Source organism: Phreatobacter oligotrophus (assembly GCF_003046185.1).
In the GTDB taxonomy this organism is placed as follows: domain Bacteria; phylum Pseudomonadota; class Alphaproteobacteria; order Rhizobiales; family Phreatobacteraceae; genus Phreatobacter; species Phreatobacter oligotrophus.
In genome coordinates, this window is sequence record NZ_PZZL01000004.1 from 340,351 (window position 1) to 354,557 (window position 14,207).

The 14,207-nt window shown below is 69.7% G+C and carries 11 protein-coding genes and 1 tRNA gene; 3 read left to right on the plus strand and 9 right to left on the minus strand.

Translation table 11 applies throughout. The annotated features are described in order from the left end of the window. Nucleotides 1-64: 64 nt before the first annotated feature. Nucleotides 65-784 carry a TetR/AcrR family transcriptional regulator gene (locus C8P69_RS11420; protein ID WP_108177176.1) on the minus strand — a complete coding sequence of 240 codons (720 nt, stop codon included), beginning with the start codon at nt 782-784 and terminating at the stop codon, nt 65-67. A 180-nt stretch (nt 785-964) separates the two neighbouring features. Here C8P69_RS11420 and C8P69_RS11425 point away from each other — a divergent pair, with 180 nt between their 5' ends. Continuing rightward, nucleotides 965-2,584 (plus strand): AMP-binding protein, encoded by a 1,620-nt coding sequence (locus C8P69_RS11425; RefSeq protein WP_108177178.1) that lies wholly within the window; start codon nt 965-967, stop codon nt 2,582-2,584. Between the two features lie 29 nt (nt 2,585-2,613). Beyond that, nucleotides 2,614-5,886 carry an acetyl-CoA carboxylase family protein gene (locus tag C8P69_RS11430; RefSeq protein WP_108177180.1) on the plus strand — a complete coding sequence of 1,091 codons (3,273 nt, stop codon included), beginning with the start codon at nt 2,614-2,616 and terminating at the stop codon, nt 5,884-5,886. A 411-nt stretch (nt 5,887-6,297) separates the two neighbouring features. Here C8P69_RS11430 and C8P69_RS11435 read toward each other — a convergent pair. From C8P69_RS11435 to lysM, 3 genes are all read right to left on the minus strand, one after another. Further along, nucleotides 6,298-6,373 (minus strand) — tRNA-Glu (locus C8P69_RS11435). Nucleotides 6,374-6,440: 67 nt separating this feature from the next. After that, a complete protein-coding gene (locus C8P69_RS11440) occupies nt 6,441-7,427 on the minus strand; it encodes a tripartite tricarboxylate transporter substrate binding protein (RefSeq protein ID WP_245901998.1) in 987 nt (328 codons plus the stop codon). Between the two features lie 64 nt (nt 7,428-7,491). Next, nucleotides 7,492-7,926, minus strand: a complete 435-nt coding sequence (lysM, locus tag C8P69_RS11445) for a peptidoglycan-binding protein LysM (RefSeq protein ID WP_108177182.1) — start codon at nt 7,924-7,926, stop codon at nt 7,492-7,494. Between the two features lie 310 nt (nt 7,927-8,236). Here lysM and C8P69_RS11450 point away from each other — a divergent pair, with 310 nt between their 5' ends. Continuing rightward, entirely contained in the window at nt 8,237-8,542 is a 306-nt protein-coding gene (locus C8P69_RS11450) for a hypothetical protein (protein WP_146167319.1), read from the plus strand. 2 nt (nt 8,543-8,544) lie between these two features. On the opposite strand, the gene recJ is transcribed toward C8P69_RS11450, so the two are convergent. From recJ to C8P69_RS11475, 5 genes are all read right to left on the minus strand, one after another. Then, the gene (gene recJ / locus C8P69_RS11455; RefSeq protein WP_108177186.1) at nt 8,545-10,344 is read right to left on the minus strand and encodes a single-stranded-DNA-specific exonuclease RecJ; all 1,800 of its coding nucleotides are present in this window, start codon (nt 10,342-10,344) and stop codon (nt 8,545-8,547) included. A gap of 4 nt (nt 10,345-10,348) precedes the next feature. Then, entirely contained in the window at nt 10,349-11,350 is a 1,002-nt protein-coding gene (glpX, locus tag C8P69_RS11460; RefSeq protein ID WP_108177188.1) for a class II fructose-bisphosphatase, read from the minus strand. A 47-nt stretch (nt 11,351-11,397) separates the two neighbouring features. After that, complete coding sequence (locus tag C8P69_RS11465) at nt 11,398-12,717, minus strand: homoserine dehydrogenase (RefSeq protein WP_108177190.1); 1,320 nt, start codon at nt 12,715-12,717, stop codon at nt 11,398-11,400. Between the two features lie 122 nt (nt 12,718-12,839). Further along, entirely contained in the window at nt 12,840-13,628 is a 789-nt protein-coding gene (locus tag C8P69_RS11470) for a sulfite exporter TauE/SafE family protein (RefSeq protein ID WP_108177192.1), read from the minus strand. 29 nt (nt 13,629-13,657) lie between these two features. Further along, a complete protein-coding gene (locus tag C8P69_RS11475) occupies nt 13,658-14,191 on the minus strand; it encodes a rhodanese family protein (RefSeq protein ID WP_108177194.1) in 534 nt (177 codons plus the stop codon). Nucleotides 14,192-14,207 lie beyond the last annotated feature (16 nt).

The window sequence follows — 14,207 nt, forward strand, 5'->3', positions numbered from 1 at the left end:
ATAAGTTTATCGATTGTTGGACGGCGACTGGCATCGGCCACCCGGGGGATGGCGATGCGAGGCGTCACGCCTCGACCGGCACCCGTGCCGCAGGGCGGGCCAGGAGGCCGGCGAAGATCACGTCGACGATCGTATCGGCGAAGGAGCGCACACGCTCGGGATCGGTCAGGTCGACGCCATAGAGGTCCTCTACCACCGCGTGCAGGGCGAAGCTCAGCGAGGCGGCGGAGGTGATGGCGTTGGTGACGTCATGGATCGGCCGTCGCGGGATCGCGCCGGCATCCATGGCCTCGCGCAGCGCCTGGTCGAAGACGCCGAAGCCGGGCCTGAGATAGGTCTCGACCAACCATTTCAGCCGCGGCGTCGGCGTCGTTCCCTCCTGGACGACGATGCGGACATAGTCGGGGTTCTCGGCATTGGCCTCGACGAGGCGGCGGATGAGGGCTTTCAGTTTCTCGACCGGATCGAGCCCGATGAGGTCGCGCGCCTGCGCCCGGAACAACCGTCCGCGGCGGTGCATGAGCCGCGCCATGGCCTCTTCCCATAGCTTCGACTTGGAGCCGAAATGGTAGTGGACCATGGACTGGGTGACGCCGGCAGCTTCCGCGATCTGGCCCGTGGTCACCGCGTCGAACCCATGGCGGGCGAAGAGCACGATGCTGGCGTCGAGCAGTTGCTCGCGCGTCTGGTCACGGCTCTCCCGTTCGACATTCTTCGGCCGGCCCGGTGCGCGGCGCCGCGCCTGTATCGCCGTTTGCGTGCCGTCCTTCACCCTGGCCTTCATCGCCTGATCACCGCCCGCGCCATCGTGCGCCCTTGCCCGTCATGCTATCAGCCGGACGGCAGAGCTCAATAATTATTTGGTCTATTGATTTCATTGCCTGCCCCGTCATGATGACCCCTGCCCCGCCCCTGGCGGAGAAGCGAAACGCGCCCCTCGACGGGCCGGTGGGAGGAAGCGACCATGACGGCGGGCCGGGTTCCCGATCGCGACACCTGCGTGCTGCGCAACCTCGTCGACCGCCACGCGGCGGCGACGCCGGACAAGCCTTTCGCCGTGACGCCCGAAGGCGCCACCATCACCTATGCGGGCTTGCGGGCCCGCGTCCGCGCCATGGCCGGCGCGCTCCAGCGGCTCGGCGTGGCGCAAGGCGACCACGTCCTCGTCTGGCTGCCGAATGGCCTCGATGGCCTCGTGACCTGGTTCGCCATCAACTATGCCGGCGCGGTCTATGTGCCGATCAACACCGCCTATCGCGGCGGGATCCTCGAACATGTCGTGCGCAATTCCGGCGCCCGGCTGATGATCGCCCACGGCCAGCTTGCCGGCCGCCTCGCCGAGATCGCGACCGCAGCGCTCACCCGCGTCGTCGTCGCGGCAGGCGACAGGCCAGCGCTCCCCGGCCTTGAGGTTCTCGGCGCCGAGGCTCTCGCGGGCGACGGCGCGGTCGCCGACCTCGACCGGCCGGTCGAGCCCTGGGACACCCAGTCGATCATCTACACCTCGGGCACGACCGGTCCGTCCAAGGGCGTGCTCTCGTCCTATGCCCATCTCCACGCCATGGGCACGTCGCTGGCGGCCGACCGCGAGGGCCGCTCCTTCATCGGTCCCGACGACCGCTTCATGGTCAACCTGCCGATGTTCCATGTCGGCGGCACCGCGCCGACCTATGCGATGCTGGTCGCGGGCGGCTCCATCGCGCTGCTCGAGGCCTTCGACACCGCCAGCTTCTGGCGGACCGTGGAGGCGACGCAGACCACCGTCGTGATCCTTCTCGGCGTCATGGCCTCGTTCCTCGTGAAGGAGCCTGTGCGCCCGGGCGAGCGCCAGACGCCGCTGCGCAACGCCATCGTCATCCCCTTCGCGGCGGAGGGCATCACCTTCCGCGAGCGCTTCGGCGTCACGACCCGCACCCTCTTCAACATGAGCGAAGTGTCCTGCCCGCTCATCGCCGATGAGAACCCGACTGTCGTCGCCACCTGCGGTAAGCCGCGCCGGGGCGTGCAGCTCCGCCTCGTCGATGCCCACGATGTCGAGGTGGCGCAGGGCGAGATCGGCGAGCTTGTCATCCGCACCGACCAGCCCTGGGCGCTGAACCATGGCTACAACGGCAACCCGGAAGCCACCGCCAGCGCCTGGCGCAACGGCTGGTTCCACACGGGCGATGCCTTCCGCGTCGATGGCGACGGCAATTACTTCTTCGTCGACCGGTTCAAGGACGCCATCCGCCGGCGGGGCGAGAATGTCTCCTCCTTCGAGGTGGAGCTGGAGGTCTGCGCCCATCCTGCGGTTCGCGAGGCGGCGGCCGTCGCCGTCCCCAGCGAATTCGGCGAGGACGAGATCCTCGTCGCCCTGTCGCTCGCCGAGGGGCACACGCTCGATCCCGCCGACCTCATCGCGTTCCTGCGGCCCCGCATGGCGCATTTCATGGTGCCGCGCTACGTGCGCATCCTCGACGACCTGCCGAAGACGCCGACGCGCAAGGTCGAGAAATATCTCGTCCGCCAATCCGGCATCACGCCCGACACCTGGGACCGCGAGAAGGCCGGCATCGCCGTCCGCCGCGAGAAACTCTCGGGCTGAATGCCCTCCCCGTCATGGGAAACCCGCCGATGTTCAAACATGTCCTCATCGCCAACCGCGGCGAAGTCGCGATCCGCATTGCCAGGGCCCTTGCCGAACTCGGCGTTGCGTCGCTTGCGGTCCATGGCGCGGACGATGCTGACTGCCTGCACGTGACGCGGGCCGATGCCGCGGTCGCACTGCCCGGCCGTGGCGCGGCGGCCTATCTCGACGGCGATGCGATCATCGCCGTGGCGAAGGCAGAGGGCTGCGACGCCATCCATCCGGGCTACGGCTTCCTGTCCGAGAATGCCGGTTTCGCGAGGGCCTGCGCCGCCGCGGGCCTCACCTTCATCGGCCCGAAGCCCGAGACCCTCGCGCTGTTCGGCGACAAGGCGGCGGCGCGTCGCCTCGCGGCCGAGGTCGGCGTACCGCTCGCCGCCGGCACCACCGGCATCACCACCCTGGCCGAGGCCGAGGCCTTCATGGCGGGGCTCGGCGGCCGCCCAGTCATGGTCAAGGCGCTCGCCGGCGGCGGCGGGCGCGGCATGCGGGTCGTCGAGCATCGTGAGGCGCTGGCCGAGGCTTTCGCCCGCGCGGCGTCGGAGGCCATGGCGAGCTTCGGCGCCGACGGTCTCTATGTCGAGGAACTCATCCGCCCGGCCCGCCATGTCGAGGTGCAGATCCTCGGCGATGTCGCGGGCGCCGTGCGCCATCTCCACGAGCGCGAATGCAGCCTCCAGCGCCGCCACCAGAAGCTCGTCGAGATCGCTCCCGCACCGGGCCTCGATCCATCCCTGCGCGACCGCATCCTCGACGCGGCCGTGACGTTGGCCCGCGCCGGCGGCGTCACCACGCTGACCACCATGGAATTCCTCATCGACGAGGCGGCGGACCGCTTCGTCTTCATGGAGGCCAATCCGCGCCTGCAGGTCGAGCACACCGTCACCGAAGAGGTGACCGGCATCGACCTGGTGAAGACGCAGGTTCGCCTCGCCGCCGGCGCGACGCTTGCCGACCTCGGCCTTGCCGGCGCGCCCCCTGCCCCGCGCGGCACCGCCGTACAGGTGCGCGTCAACATGGAGCGGATGGCGGCGGACGGCAGCGCCACGCCGACCGGCGGAACGCTCCTCGCCTTCGACCCGCCGGGCGGTCCCGGCATCCGCGTCGAGACCTATGGGCGCAGCGGCTACCGCACCTCCACCGGCTACGATTCCCTTCTGGCCAAGGTGATTACCCATGCGCCGGACGGCGGCTGGCCGGAGGCTGCCGCGCGCTGCGCCCGGGCGCTGAGCGAGTTCCGCATCGACGGCGTCGAGACCAACATCGCGGTGCTCCAGGCGCTCCTCGCCGATCCGGAGGTTCTCGCCGGGCGCGCCGATACCACCTTCGTCGAGCGCCATGCCGCAAGCCTCGTCGCCGCGCCGCGCGTCACCCGCTTCGCCGCCGCCTCCACCAGCGCCATGGCCGCCAGGGCCGTGGCCACCGGTCCTGCCGGAACCGAACCGGTCATTGCGCCGATGAGTGGCCGCATCGTCTCCGTCGACGTCGCCGAGGGCGAGGCGGTTGCCGTCGGCCGGCAGGTCGCCGTCATCGAGGCGATGAAGATGGAGCATGTGGTGCTGGCTGACCGCGCCGGTTTCGTGCGTGGTCTTGGCCTGGCCGCGGGTGATCAGGCCGATGCCGGCGATCCGCTCCTCTTCATCGAACCTGCTGACATCGCCACGGAAGGCCTCGGCGACGCGGGTGTGGAACAGGCCGGCACGATCCGCGCCGACCTCGCCGAGGTCCTCGACCTCCACGACGCGCTCCAGGACCACCGTAGGCCCAAGGCCGTCGCCCGCCGCCGCAAGACCGGCCAGCGCACGGCGCGCGAGAACATCGCCGACCTCTGCGACCCCGGCAGCTTCATCGAATATGGCGCCCTCGCCCTCGCCGCGCAGCGCCGCCGCCGCAGCCTGGAGGAATTGCGCGAGATGAGCCCCGCCGACGGCCTCATCTGCGGCCTCGGCACGGTCAATGCCGGCCTGTTCGGCGAGGAAGGCGGGCGCTGCATGGCGATGACCTACGACTACACGGTCTTCGCGGGCACCCAGGGCTTCATGAACCACAAGAAGATGGACCGCATGTTCCGCCTCGCCGAGGAACAGCGCCTGCCCATCTTGGTCTTCGCCGAAGGCGGCGGCGGACGGCCCGGCGAGACGGACTATATGGGCGTCGCCGGTCTCGACGTGCCGACGTTCCGGATGCTCGCCGGCCATAGCGGCCGGGCCCCGACCGTCGCCATTGTCTCGGGCCGTTGCTTCGCCGGCAATGCGGCGGTCGCCGGCTGCTGCGACGTCATCATCGCGACGGAAAACGCCAATCTCGGCATGGGCGGTCCGGCCATGATCGAGGGCGGCGGCCTCGGCGTGTTTTCGCCCGAGGAGGTCGGCCCGGTCGGCGTCCAGGAGCCGAACGGCGTCATCGACATCCTTGTCGCCGACGAGGCTGAGGCGGTCGCGGCCGCCAAGCGCTACCTTGCCTATTTCCAGGGGCCGCTGACGGAGTGGTCCGCGGCCGACCAGGAGCGCCTGCGCCGCACCATCCCGGAGAACCGCCTGCGCGCCTATGACGTGCGCGCGGTGATCGATCTCCTCTGCGACGAAGGCTCGGTGCTGGAACTGCGCCCCCGCCACGGCATCGGCATGATCACCGCGCTGGTGCGCATCGCCGGCAAGCCGATGGGCCTCATCGCCAACAATCCCCGCCATCTCGGCGGCGCCATCGATGCGGAGGCCGCAGAGAAGGGCGCGCGGTTCATGGATCTCTGCGAGACCTATGGCCTGCCGATCCTCTCCCTCTGCGACACGCCGGGCTTCATGGTTGGCCCGCCGGCCGAGGAGACGGCGCTGGTGCGCCGCGTCTCCCGCATGTTCCTCTCCGGCGCGGCGCTCACGGTGCCGCTGATGACCGTGGTCCTGCGCAAGGGTTATGGCCTCGGAGCCCAAGCCATGGCGGCGGGCTCCTTCCAGGCGCCGGTCTTCATCGTCTCCTGGCCGACCGGCGAGTTCGGCGGCATGGGCCTCGAAGGCGCCGTGCGCCTCGCCTACCGCAACGAATTGGCCGCCATCGCGGACCCCGCCGAGCGCGAGGCGACCTATCGCCGGCACGTCGATGCGCTCTACGAGAAGGGCAAGGCCACCAGCATGGCCGCCTTCCTCGAAATCGACGCCGTCATCGACCCAGCCGAGACCCGCCACTGGATCCTCAGGGCGCTGGCCTCGGCCGCGCCCGCGGCCCGGCCGGAGGGGAAGCGCCGCCCCTTCGTGCCGCCGCGGTGAACGGGAGGGTCCAGCGCGATCCCGGATTTCGCCTGTCACCATCCACCGCCATGACGCGGGGTCGGTATCAGGCGATCAGCCACGCGGGTCGATGAAACGCGCCAGAACCGGCCTTGTTGCGGAGTGCGGACGACGATCCGTTTGCGCTTGCCAGAGTGACGTGTCCCGGGCACGGGACCTCTGGTGCGTCCGAAGGGGTCGATCGATCTTGGGCGTCGGTCGCAGTCCCAGGACGATCACCGCCTGCCGGCCGCGCCGGACGTTGGTCAGAATCGTCCGGTCCATCGGCCGCCACCGTCAGCGCCCGTTGACTCCTCCCCTAAGCCCACGTCTGTACCGGCGCTGGGTCAGCGTCGGGCGCAACCCGATCCGCGAACGGCTCAAGTATTTGGCTTTCTTGGAAGAAAGATCTGGCGCTCCCTACGGGATTCGAACCCGTGTACCCAACGTGAAAGGCTGGTGTCCTAGGCCTCTAGACGAAGGGAGCGAACCGCTCGGCGGCGGGGCGGGTTATAGGGGCGTTCCCCGCCGCCATCAAGCGCCTCGCCGATAATTCAGCTCGGCTTGATCTGGTTGTCGCGGACGACCTCACCCCAGATCCGCATCTGGCTCTCGAAGAAGGCCCTGAACTCCGCCGGACCGGTGGTCATCAGCTTCACCTGCTGGGTCTCGGTCAGCTGCTTTTCCGCCGCCGGGTCGCGGAAGGCGGCGGTCAGGGCGGCATGGAATCGCTGGACCACCGGGGCGGGGGTGCCGGCCGGCGCGAAGACACCCCACCAGGCATCCGCCTCGAAGCCGGGAAAGCCGCTCTCGGCAACGGTCGGCACGTTGGCGAGCGCCGTGGCGCGCTGCGCGCCGGTCTGCGCCAGCGGGCGCAGGGTGCCGGCCTGAAGATGGGTCGCCAGCAAGGCCACCGAGCCGATGGCGATCGGCACGTGGCCGCCAATGGCATCGTTGATGAGCGGCCCGCCGCCCCGATAGGGGATATGGGCGAAATTGGTGCCAGCGCGCTTGGCCAGCAGGGTCATCGCGAGATGGCCGAGGCTGCCATTGCCGATCGTGCCATAGGGCACGCCCCCTGCCCGGTCCTTGCCGGACTGGATGATGTCGGCGAGGCTGCGGAACGGCTGTTGCGGATGGGTCGCGACCACCATCGGCGCGGTGCCGATGAGCATGACCGGGTCCAGGTCCTTCTGCGAATCGAAGGGCATGGAGGGCAGCAGCGACGGGTTCACCGCATGGGTGTCGAAGACGAAGAGCCAGGTCAGGCCGTCGGGGGCCGCCTTGGCCACCGCATTGGCGCCGACGCTGCCGCCCGCACCCGGCCTGTTCTCGATGATGACGGTCTGGCCGAGCCCACGCTCCAGCAGCGGCTGGGCGAGGCGGGCAAGGGCATCCGCGGAGCCCCCGGGCGGAAATGGCACAACGATGCGCACAGTGCCCGTGGCGGTCTGGGCGCGCACAAGGCCCGGCGCGGCGGGCACCGCAAGGGCTGCGGCGCTACCCGCGGCCAGAAGGCCGCGGCGGCTGATGACGATCATGGCGTTCTCCCGGTCGGCGGCAGGAGCGTCGGGGCCCCTGCCCTTCGGGAAGTATAGGGCACCCTCAGGGAATGCGAAGGACCCAGCCGGGCTGGATGAGGTCCGGATTGACGATCGGCGGGTTGTTCGCCGCGACGATCTTCGGATAGTCGGCGCCCTTGCCGTAATGCTGCTCGGCGATCTTCCAGAGCGTGTCGCCCTTCTTCACTGTGTACATCTTGGCCGGCGGGGTCTCGGCGGTGACGATCAGCTTGCTGGTGTCGACCTGCTCCACGCCCACCGTGTTGCCAAGGGCGAGGATGATGCGCTCGGCCTCCTCCTGCGACTTCACCTCGCCCGCGAGCTGGACCGTGTTGCCGCTGGAATCGATCTGGATCTTGGACGTGTCGAAGCCGTGGCTCGCCACCTCCTGGGTCAGCGCCGGGGCCGGCGCCGCCTGCGCCTCGCTGCCGCCCATCAGCTTCTTGCCGACGCCCTTCACGAAATCGAAGAATCCCATGGTCCGCTCCTCCTGCCGCACGGCGCTCTCGTCGCCGGGAAACCCCAGCCTAGACGCGTGACTTGCACATGACCAGCCGCCACCTGCCGCAACGTCACATCCCCTGCCCATCGCAGCGCACCATGACAGGCTGTGGACAACTCGGTGGCGGCCTCCACATCCCCGTTGCCGGCAACGCATCCTCACGTTGCAATCATCGCAGTCGGCACCGCCGATTCCTCGTCTCCAGTTGCGTCATGGGTTCGCCATCATGGGTTTGGCGTCTGCGGATTTCGCCGCATCGGACGGTCATGCGCAGAACGAAGGGCTGGTGGCCCTCGTCCTCTGGCGGCTGCGCGATCCGGCATGGCGGCCCTCGTTCCGCGACCTGATGGAGGACGCGCGAACCTGCATCGGTCCGTCCATGGAACCGGCCAGCGTTCTTGGCGCATTGCGGGAAGCGCTTGCCGTTGATGGCAGTCTTGCGACGCGGGCGACGACGCTGGCCCTCGAGGCGCGCGAGATCATGGCCCGCGACATGGCGGACAGGCCTGCTCTCAACCGGCGCGGGGCGACGCGGCCCACCGGCCGCCGGTCCAGCTGGCATAGCTTTGCGCCGCTGTTCCTGGGCACCTGACCTCAGACGGTCGGCGGCACCGCCGCGTCGAGAATGCGGAACTGCACCCGCTCCTGGCCCTGCCAGCGGTTGATCGAGGCCGTCCCGGCAAGGTGCAAAGGCTTGCCGCGATGGGCGGTGAGCATGGCGCCGAGCGGCTGGCCGGCCGCGCGGAAGGCCATGGCCTCGACCTGCCGCCCGTCGCCGCTGCGCAACCGCGCCCGCATATGGGTGCCCGACAGCTCGTCGACATGGGCGATGACATGGGCCGGCAGCGCCAGCACCGGCTCGGGATTGCCGCTGCCGAAGGGTCCGGCGCGGTCGATGGTCGCCACGAGGTCGTGGGTCAGGGCACCGGCGGTGGTCGCGGCATCGACCAGCAGTGCCTCGTCGCGCCGCGCCTTCTCGACGGCGTTGCCCAGCGTCTCTTCGAGATAGGCCCGGAATTCGGCGAGCTGCCCGCGCTCCACCGTAATGCCGGCAGCCATGGCGTGGCCGCCGCCCTTGGCGAGGATGCCCGCCGCCACGGCCTTGCGCACGGCCGCGCCGAGGTCGACGCCGGCGATCGAGCGCCCGGAGCCGGTTCCGGTATCGCCCGTGAAGGCCACCGCAAAGGCCGGACGCTTGAAGCGCTCCTTCAGCCGCGAGGCGACGAGGCCGACAACGCCGGCATGCCAGCCATTGCCGGCCGTGACGATGACGGAGGCGCCCTCCTCATCAGGACCGAGCGAGGCCAGGGCCTCGGCCTCGGCTTCGGCGACGGTGCCCATCTCGACCACCTGCCGCTCGCGGTTGAGCCGGTCGAGATCGGCGGCGATGCGCCCGGCCTCCAGCGTGTCGTCGGTGATGAGCAGGCGCAGGCCCAGCGCCGCATCGCCGATGCGGCCGCCCGCATTGATGCGGGGACCGAGCAGGAAGCCGAGATGATAGGGCGCGGGCGGCCCATCGAGCCGCGCGACGTCCATGAGGGCACGCAGGCCGGCATTCTCCCGCCGGCGCATCACGGCGAGGCCGCGCGCGACGAAAGCCCGGTTGAGGCCGGTGAGTGGCACCACGTCGGCCACCGTCCCGAGCGCCACCAGATCGACGTACCGCATGAGGTCCGGCTCGGGGCGGGCGGTCGTCCAGAAGCCCTTGCCGCGCAGGTGCCGGTTGAGCGCCACGACCAGCATGAAGGTGACGCCCGCCGCACAGAGCTGCCCAAGCCCCGAGAGGTCGTCGAGCCGGTTGGGGTTCACCACCGCCTCCACCGAGGGCAGCACCTCGTCGGCCTGGTGGTGGTCGCAGACCACGACATCGAGGCCGAGGCGCGCGGCCTCGCCCAGCACCTGATGACTGGTGGTGCCGCAGTCGAGGGTCACGAGCAGCGTGGCGCCGCGCCCGGCGAGCGTCTTCAGCGCCTCGGTATTGGGGCCATAGCCCTCGAAGATGCGGTCGGGAATATGGACGAAGGGGTCGAGGCCCGCGGCCCGCAGGAACAGCGTCAGCACGGCCGAGGAGGTCGCGCCATCGACGTCATAGTCGCCGAAGATCGCCACCTGCTCGCCGTCGATGACCGCCTTGGCGAGGCGCTCCACCGCCCGGTCCATGTCGGTGAGGACCGACGGGTCGGGCATGGCCTCGCGGATGGTCGGCTCGAGGAAGGCATCCACCGTCTCGGGCGCGACGCCTCGCCCTGCGAGGATGCGCGAGAGGATGTCGGGCAAGCCGTGCTGCTGCGTGATGGCAAGGGCCTGGGCCCGCGCCACGTCGTCGAGGCGATCGCGCCAGGCGCGGCCAAGGGCCGACCGTTCAACTCCGAGGAACAGCCGGCGCCTCTCCATGGCGTCAGTCGAGGTGGAACTTCTCGAGCTGCCGGTGCTCGCCGAGAATGCGGCGCACAGTGCCGGTGGTCGAGCGATAGACGATGGTCTCGGTGGTGATCATGTCGGGGCCGAAGAAGACGCCCTTCAGGAGCGCGCCGTCGGTGACGCCAGTCGCCGCGACGATGACGTCGCCGGAGGCCATCTCCTCCATGGCGTACTTCTTGTTCGGATCCTTCACGCCCATCTTGCGGGCGCGCTCCACCTTGGCCTCGGTGTCGAGGATCAGGCGGCCCTGCATCTGGCCGCCGACGCAGCGCAGCGCCGCCGCGGCGAGCACGCCCTCGGGGGCGCCGCCGATGCCGAGATAGATGTCGATGCCGGTCTCGGCGACGCTCGCCGTGTGGATGACGCCGGCCACGTCACCATCGGTGATGAGGCGGATGGCGGCGCCGGTCGAGCGCACGGCCTCGATCAGCTTGGCGTGGCGCGGCCGGTCCATGATCAGCGCGGTGATCTCGTTGGGCTTCACGCCCTTGGCCTTGGCGATGGCGTGGATGTTGTCGACCGGCGAGGCGTCGAGATCGACGACGCCCTTGGGATAGCCCGGGCCGACGGCGATCTTGTCCATGTAGACGTCGGGGGCGTTCAGCAGCGAGCCGTGCTCGGCCATGGCGATGACGGCGATGGAGCCGGGCATGTCCTTGGCGCAGAGGGTGGTGCCCTCCAGCGGGTCCAGGGCGATGTCAACCTTCGGGCCCTTCTTGGTGCCGACTTCCTCGCCGATATAGAGCATCGGCGCCTCGTCGCGCTCGCCCTCGCCGATCACCACCGTGCCGTCGATGGGCAGCTTGTTCAGCTCGCGGCGCATGGCGTCCACGGCGGCCTGGTCAGCGGCCTTCTCGTTGCCGCGGCCGCGCAGCCGGGCCGAGGCCACGGCGGCACGCTCGGTGACGCGGACGAGCTCCATCGAGAGAACGCGCTCGATGATGAGGTTTTTCGGAATGGAAAGCCCGTGCTCGGCCATATGACGTCCCCGTGAGAGTCTTTTCTATTGACTGCGGAAGCGCGGGTTCAGTCGCGCTCGATGCGGATAACCTGCGGCGCGCCGATCAGGATACCATCGGAATCCATGGCCTTGAGGGCCCGCCGCACAGCGGCTTCGGTCGTCGCATAGGTGATGAGGACCACCGGCGCCGGCGCGGCGGCGGCGGCCGGGTCGGTGCCGCCGCGCACCGGTCCGGTGCGACGCTGCACGATCGATTCCAGCGAGATGTTGTTCTGCGCCATCCGCGAGGCGATCCGCGCGGCAGTGCCGGGGCGATCGACCACCTCGAGGCGGATGTAGTAGCCGCCCTCGTGGCGGGTCATCGGCGCGCGGCTCGGCTTGGTCAGGGCCGCGACCGGGCGGATGAAGGGCGCGGTGCGATGGCCGCGGGCGACATCGACGATATCGGCAATGACGGCCGACGCAGTGGCGTCGCCACCGGCACCGGGGCCGACCAGGGTCAGATCCACGGCATCGGCATCGATCGCGACGGCATTGAGCACGCCGTTCACCTGGGCGATGGCGGCATCCTTCGGCACGAAGGTCGGGTGGACGCGCTGCTCGACGCCGTCGGCCGTGCGCTGGGCGACACCCAGCAGCTTGACCCGGTAGCCGAGTTCCTCGGCCATGCGCAGGTCCACCGGCTTGATCGACCGGATGCCCTCGATGGAGATGCCCTTGGTGTCGACCAGCGTGCCGAAGGCGAGGCTGGTGAGCAGCGAGAGCTTGTGGGCGGTATCGAAGCCGTCGACGTCGAAAGTCGGGTCGGCTTCGGCATAGCCGAGCTTCTGCGCATCCTTCAGGCAGTCCTCGAAGGCGATGCCCTCCTCCGCCATGCGGGTGAGGATGTAGTTGCAGGTGCCGTTGAGGATGCCGTAGACGCGCTCGATCGTATTGCCGAGCAGGCTCTCGCGCAGCGTCTTGATGACGGGGATGCCGCCGGCGACGGCCGCCTCGAAATTGAGGGCAACGCCCTTGGCCTCGGCCTTGCGGGCCAGCGCCGGGCCATGGGCGGCAAGCAGGGCCTTGTTGGCGGTGACCACGGCCTTGCCCTTGGACAAGGCCATCTCGACGGCCTCCCGCGCCGGACCCTCGGCGCCGCCCACCAGTTCGACAAAGACATCAATGTCCGGATCCGCGGCGAGGCTCACCGGGTCGGCGGCCCAGCGCACGCCCGACAGGTCGATGCCGCGGTCCTTGCGCCTCGAGCGGGCGGTGACGGCCGTGACGCGGATCGGGCGGCCGGCAGCCTCCGCCAACCGGTTGTCGCGCTTGGCGATGAGCCGGACCACCGAGGCCCCGACCGTGCCGAGGCCGGCAATGCCGACTTTCAAGACGTCCTGCATGGGTGATCGATCCGCAATGCCGCGACGAGAGCGCCGCGCCGGGCTTGTGCCCGATTTGACCGGTCAAGGCAAGGAATGGCGGCTCATCGCCGGCGGGATCACGGTGGACGAGCGGGATCCCGTCAGTCGACGGTCGCACCGATGCTGCGGGCGACCACATAGAGCCCGACGACGACGATCACGCCTGCGAGCACGGTGCCGAGGGCGCCCTTGCGGCCGGCGAGCAAGCGACCCAAGGCGCCGCCGCCCATCCCGCCCAGGACGCCCCCGAGGACGAAGATGCCCGCGATACGCCAGTCGATCAGGCCGGACATGGCATAGCTGGTGGCGGTCGCGGCGCCGAAGGCGGTCACGGCAATGAGCGAGGTGCCGATGGCGAAGGGCAGCGACATGCCGGTCGCCACCATCAGGGCCGGCACGATGAGGAAGCCTCCACCGATCCCGAAGAAGCCGCTGAGCAGCCCGACGCCGAGGCCGCCCGCGATGAGGGCCGGCAGGAGGTGCCGCGCCGAGGCCCGGTTAAGCCGCACCGCCGGATCGCCCTCGGCCTTGCGCTTCAGGAACATGGCGATACCGACCATGATCATCAGCGCGCCGAACAGCGCCAGAAGCTGGGCGCCATCGACCGCCTTGGCCGCCATCGAACCCGCGAAAGCGCCGACGACACCGGCGGCGGCAAAGGTCAGGCCGCAGCGCCATTTCACCGTGCCGGCACGCCAGTGCCCCATGAGATTGGCCAGGGCGCTCGCGGCAACCGCGAGCGCGCTGGTGCCGATGGCGACATGGGTCGAGGAGACGCCGACGCCATAGACGAGCAGCGGCACGGCCAGCACCGATCCCCCACCACCGACGAGGCCGAGGATCGCGCCGACGAGGGCCCCGGACAGGCCCGAGAGCAGATCGTTCGGCATGAGCGGCCCCTTCGGTTGGCGGCTGGATCTCAGGCGCTGGCCGAGGTCAGGGCCGGGCGATTCCAGGGGGCGAGCGAGAGAATGCGGGCCATGGCGCAGGTTCCCGTCACACCGGCGAAGGCAAGGCCCGCCCCGACAAAGCCTGGAACGGCGAGGAAACCGGGATGGATGAGAACGCCAAGCGCCGTGCCAACGGCCACCAGCGTTCCCGCCACGATCTGCACCTGGCGCATGATCTCGATGGGCTGCTTCACGTCCCTGACAATGGGAAGCCCCGCGTCGCGCCAGGCCTCGATACCGCCGTCGAGCACATAGACCTTCGCCCCCGGCACGGTGGCCGCGAGACGCTGGGCATTGACACTCGTCCGGTTGCCGCTGCGGCAGTGGAAGATGACGGCGCCGCTCGCCTTCGGCGGATCACGCTCGATGGCGGACAGCGCATGGTGGCTGGCCAGCGGAACATGCTCGCGGCGCCATTCATCCATCTCGCGGATATCGACCAGGATCGCGCCGTGGGACAGCATGGCGAAGGCTTCGGCGGGGGCAATGTGCTTGATGGTCATGGGAATGGTCCTCGGC

What these genes read in the sequence shown, in the direction of transcription:
- C8P69_RS11420 (WP_108177176.1), bottom strand. Translation starts at nt 784, where the DNA reads ATGAAGGCCAGGGTGAAGGACGGCACGCAAACGGCGATACAGGCGCGG.
- C8P69_RS11425 (WP_108177178.1), top strand. Translation starts at nt 965, where the DNA reads ATGACGGCGGGCCGGGTTCCCGATCGCGACACCTGCGTGCTGCGCAAC.
- C8P69_RS11430 (WP_108177180.1), top strand. Translation starts at nt 2,614, where the DNA reads ATGTTCAAACATGTCCTCATCGCCAACCGCGGCGAAGTCGCGATCCGC.
- C8P69_RS11440 (WP_245901998.1), bottom strand. Translation starts at nt 7,427, where the DNA reads ATGATCGTCATCAGCCGCCGCGGCCTTCTGGCCGCGGGTAGCGCCGCA.
- lysM (WP_108177182.1), bottom strand. Translation starts at nt 7,926, where the DNA reads ATGGGATTCTTCGATTTCGTGAAGGGCGTCGGCAAGAAGCTGATGGGC.
- recJ (WP_108177186.1), bottom strand. Translation starts at nt 10,344, where the DNA reads ATGGAGAGGCGCCGGCTGTTCCTCGGAGTTGAACGGTCGGCCCTTGGC.
- glpX (WP_108177188.1), bottom strand. Translation starts at nt 11,350, where the DNA reads ATGGCCGAGCACGGGCTTTCCATTCCGAAAAACCTCATCATCGAGCGC.
- C8P69_RS11465 (WP_108177190.1), bottom strand. Translation starts at nt 12,717, where the DNA reads ATGCAGGACGTCTTGAAAGTCGGCATTGCCGGCCTCGGCACGGTCGGG.
- C8P69_RS11470 (WP_108177192.1), bottom strand. Translation starts at nt 13,628, where the DNA reads ATGCCGAACGATCTGCTCTCGGGCCTGTCCGGGGCCCTCGTCGGCGCG.
- C8P69_RS11475 (WP_108177194.1), bottom strand. Translation starts at nt 14,191, where the DNA reads ATGACCATCAAGCACATTGCCCCCGCCGAAGCCTTCGCCATGCTGTCC.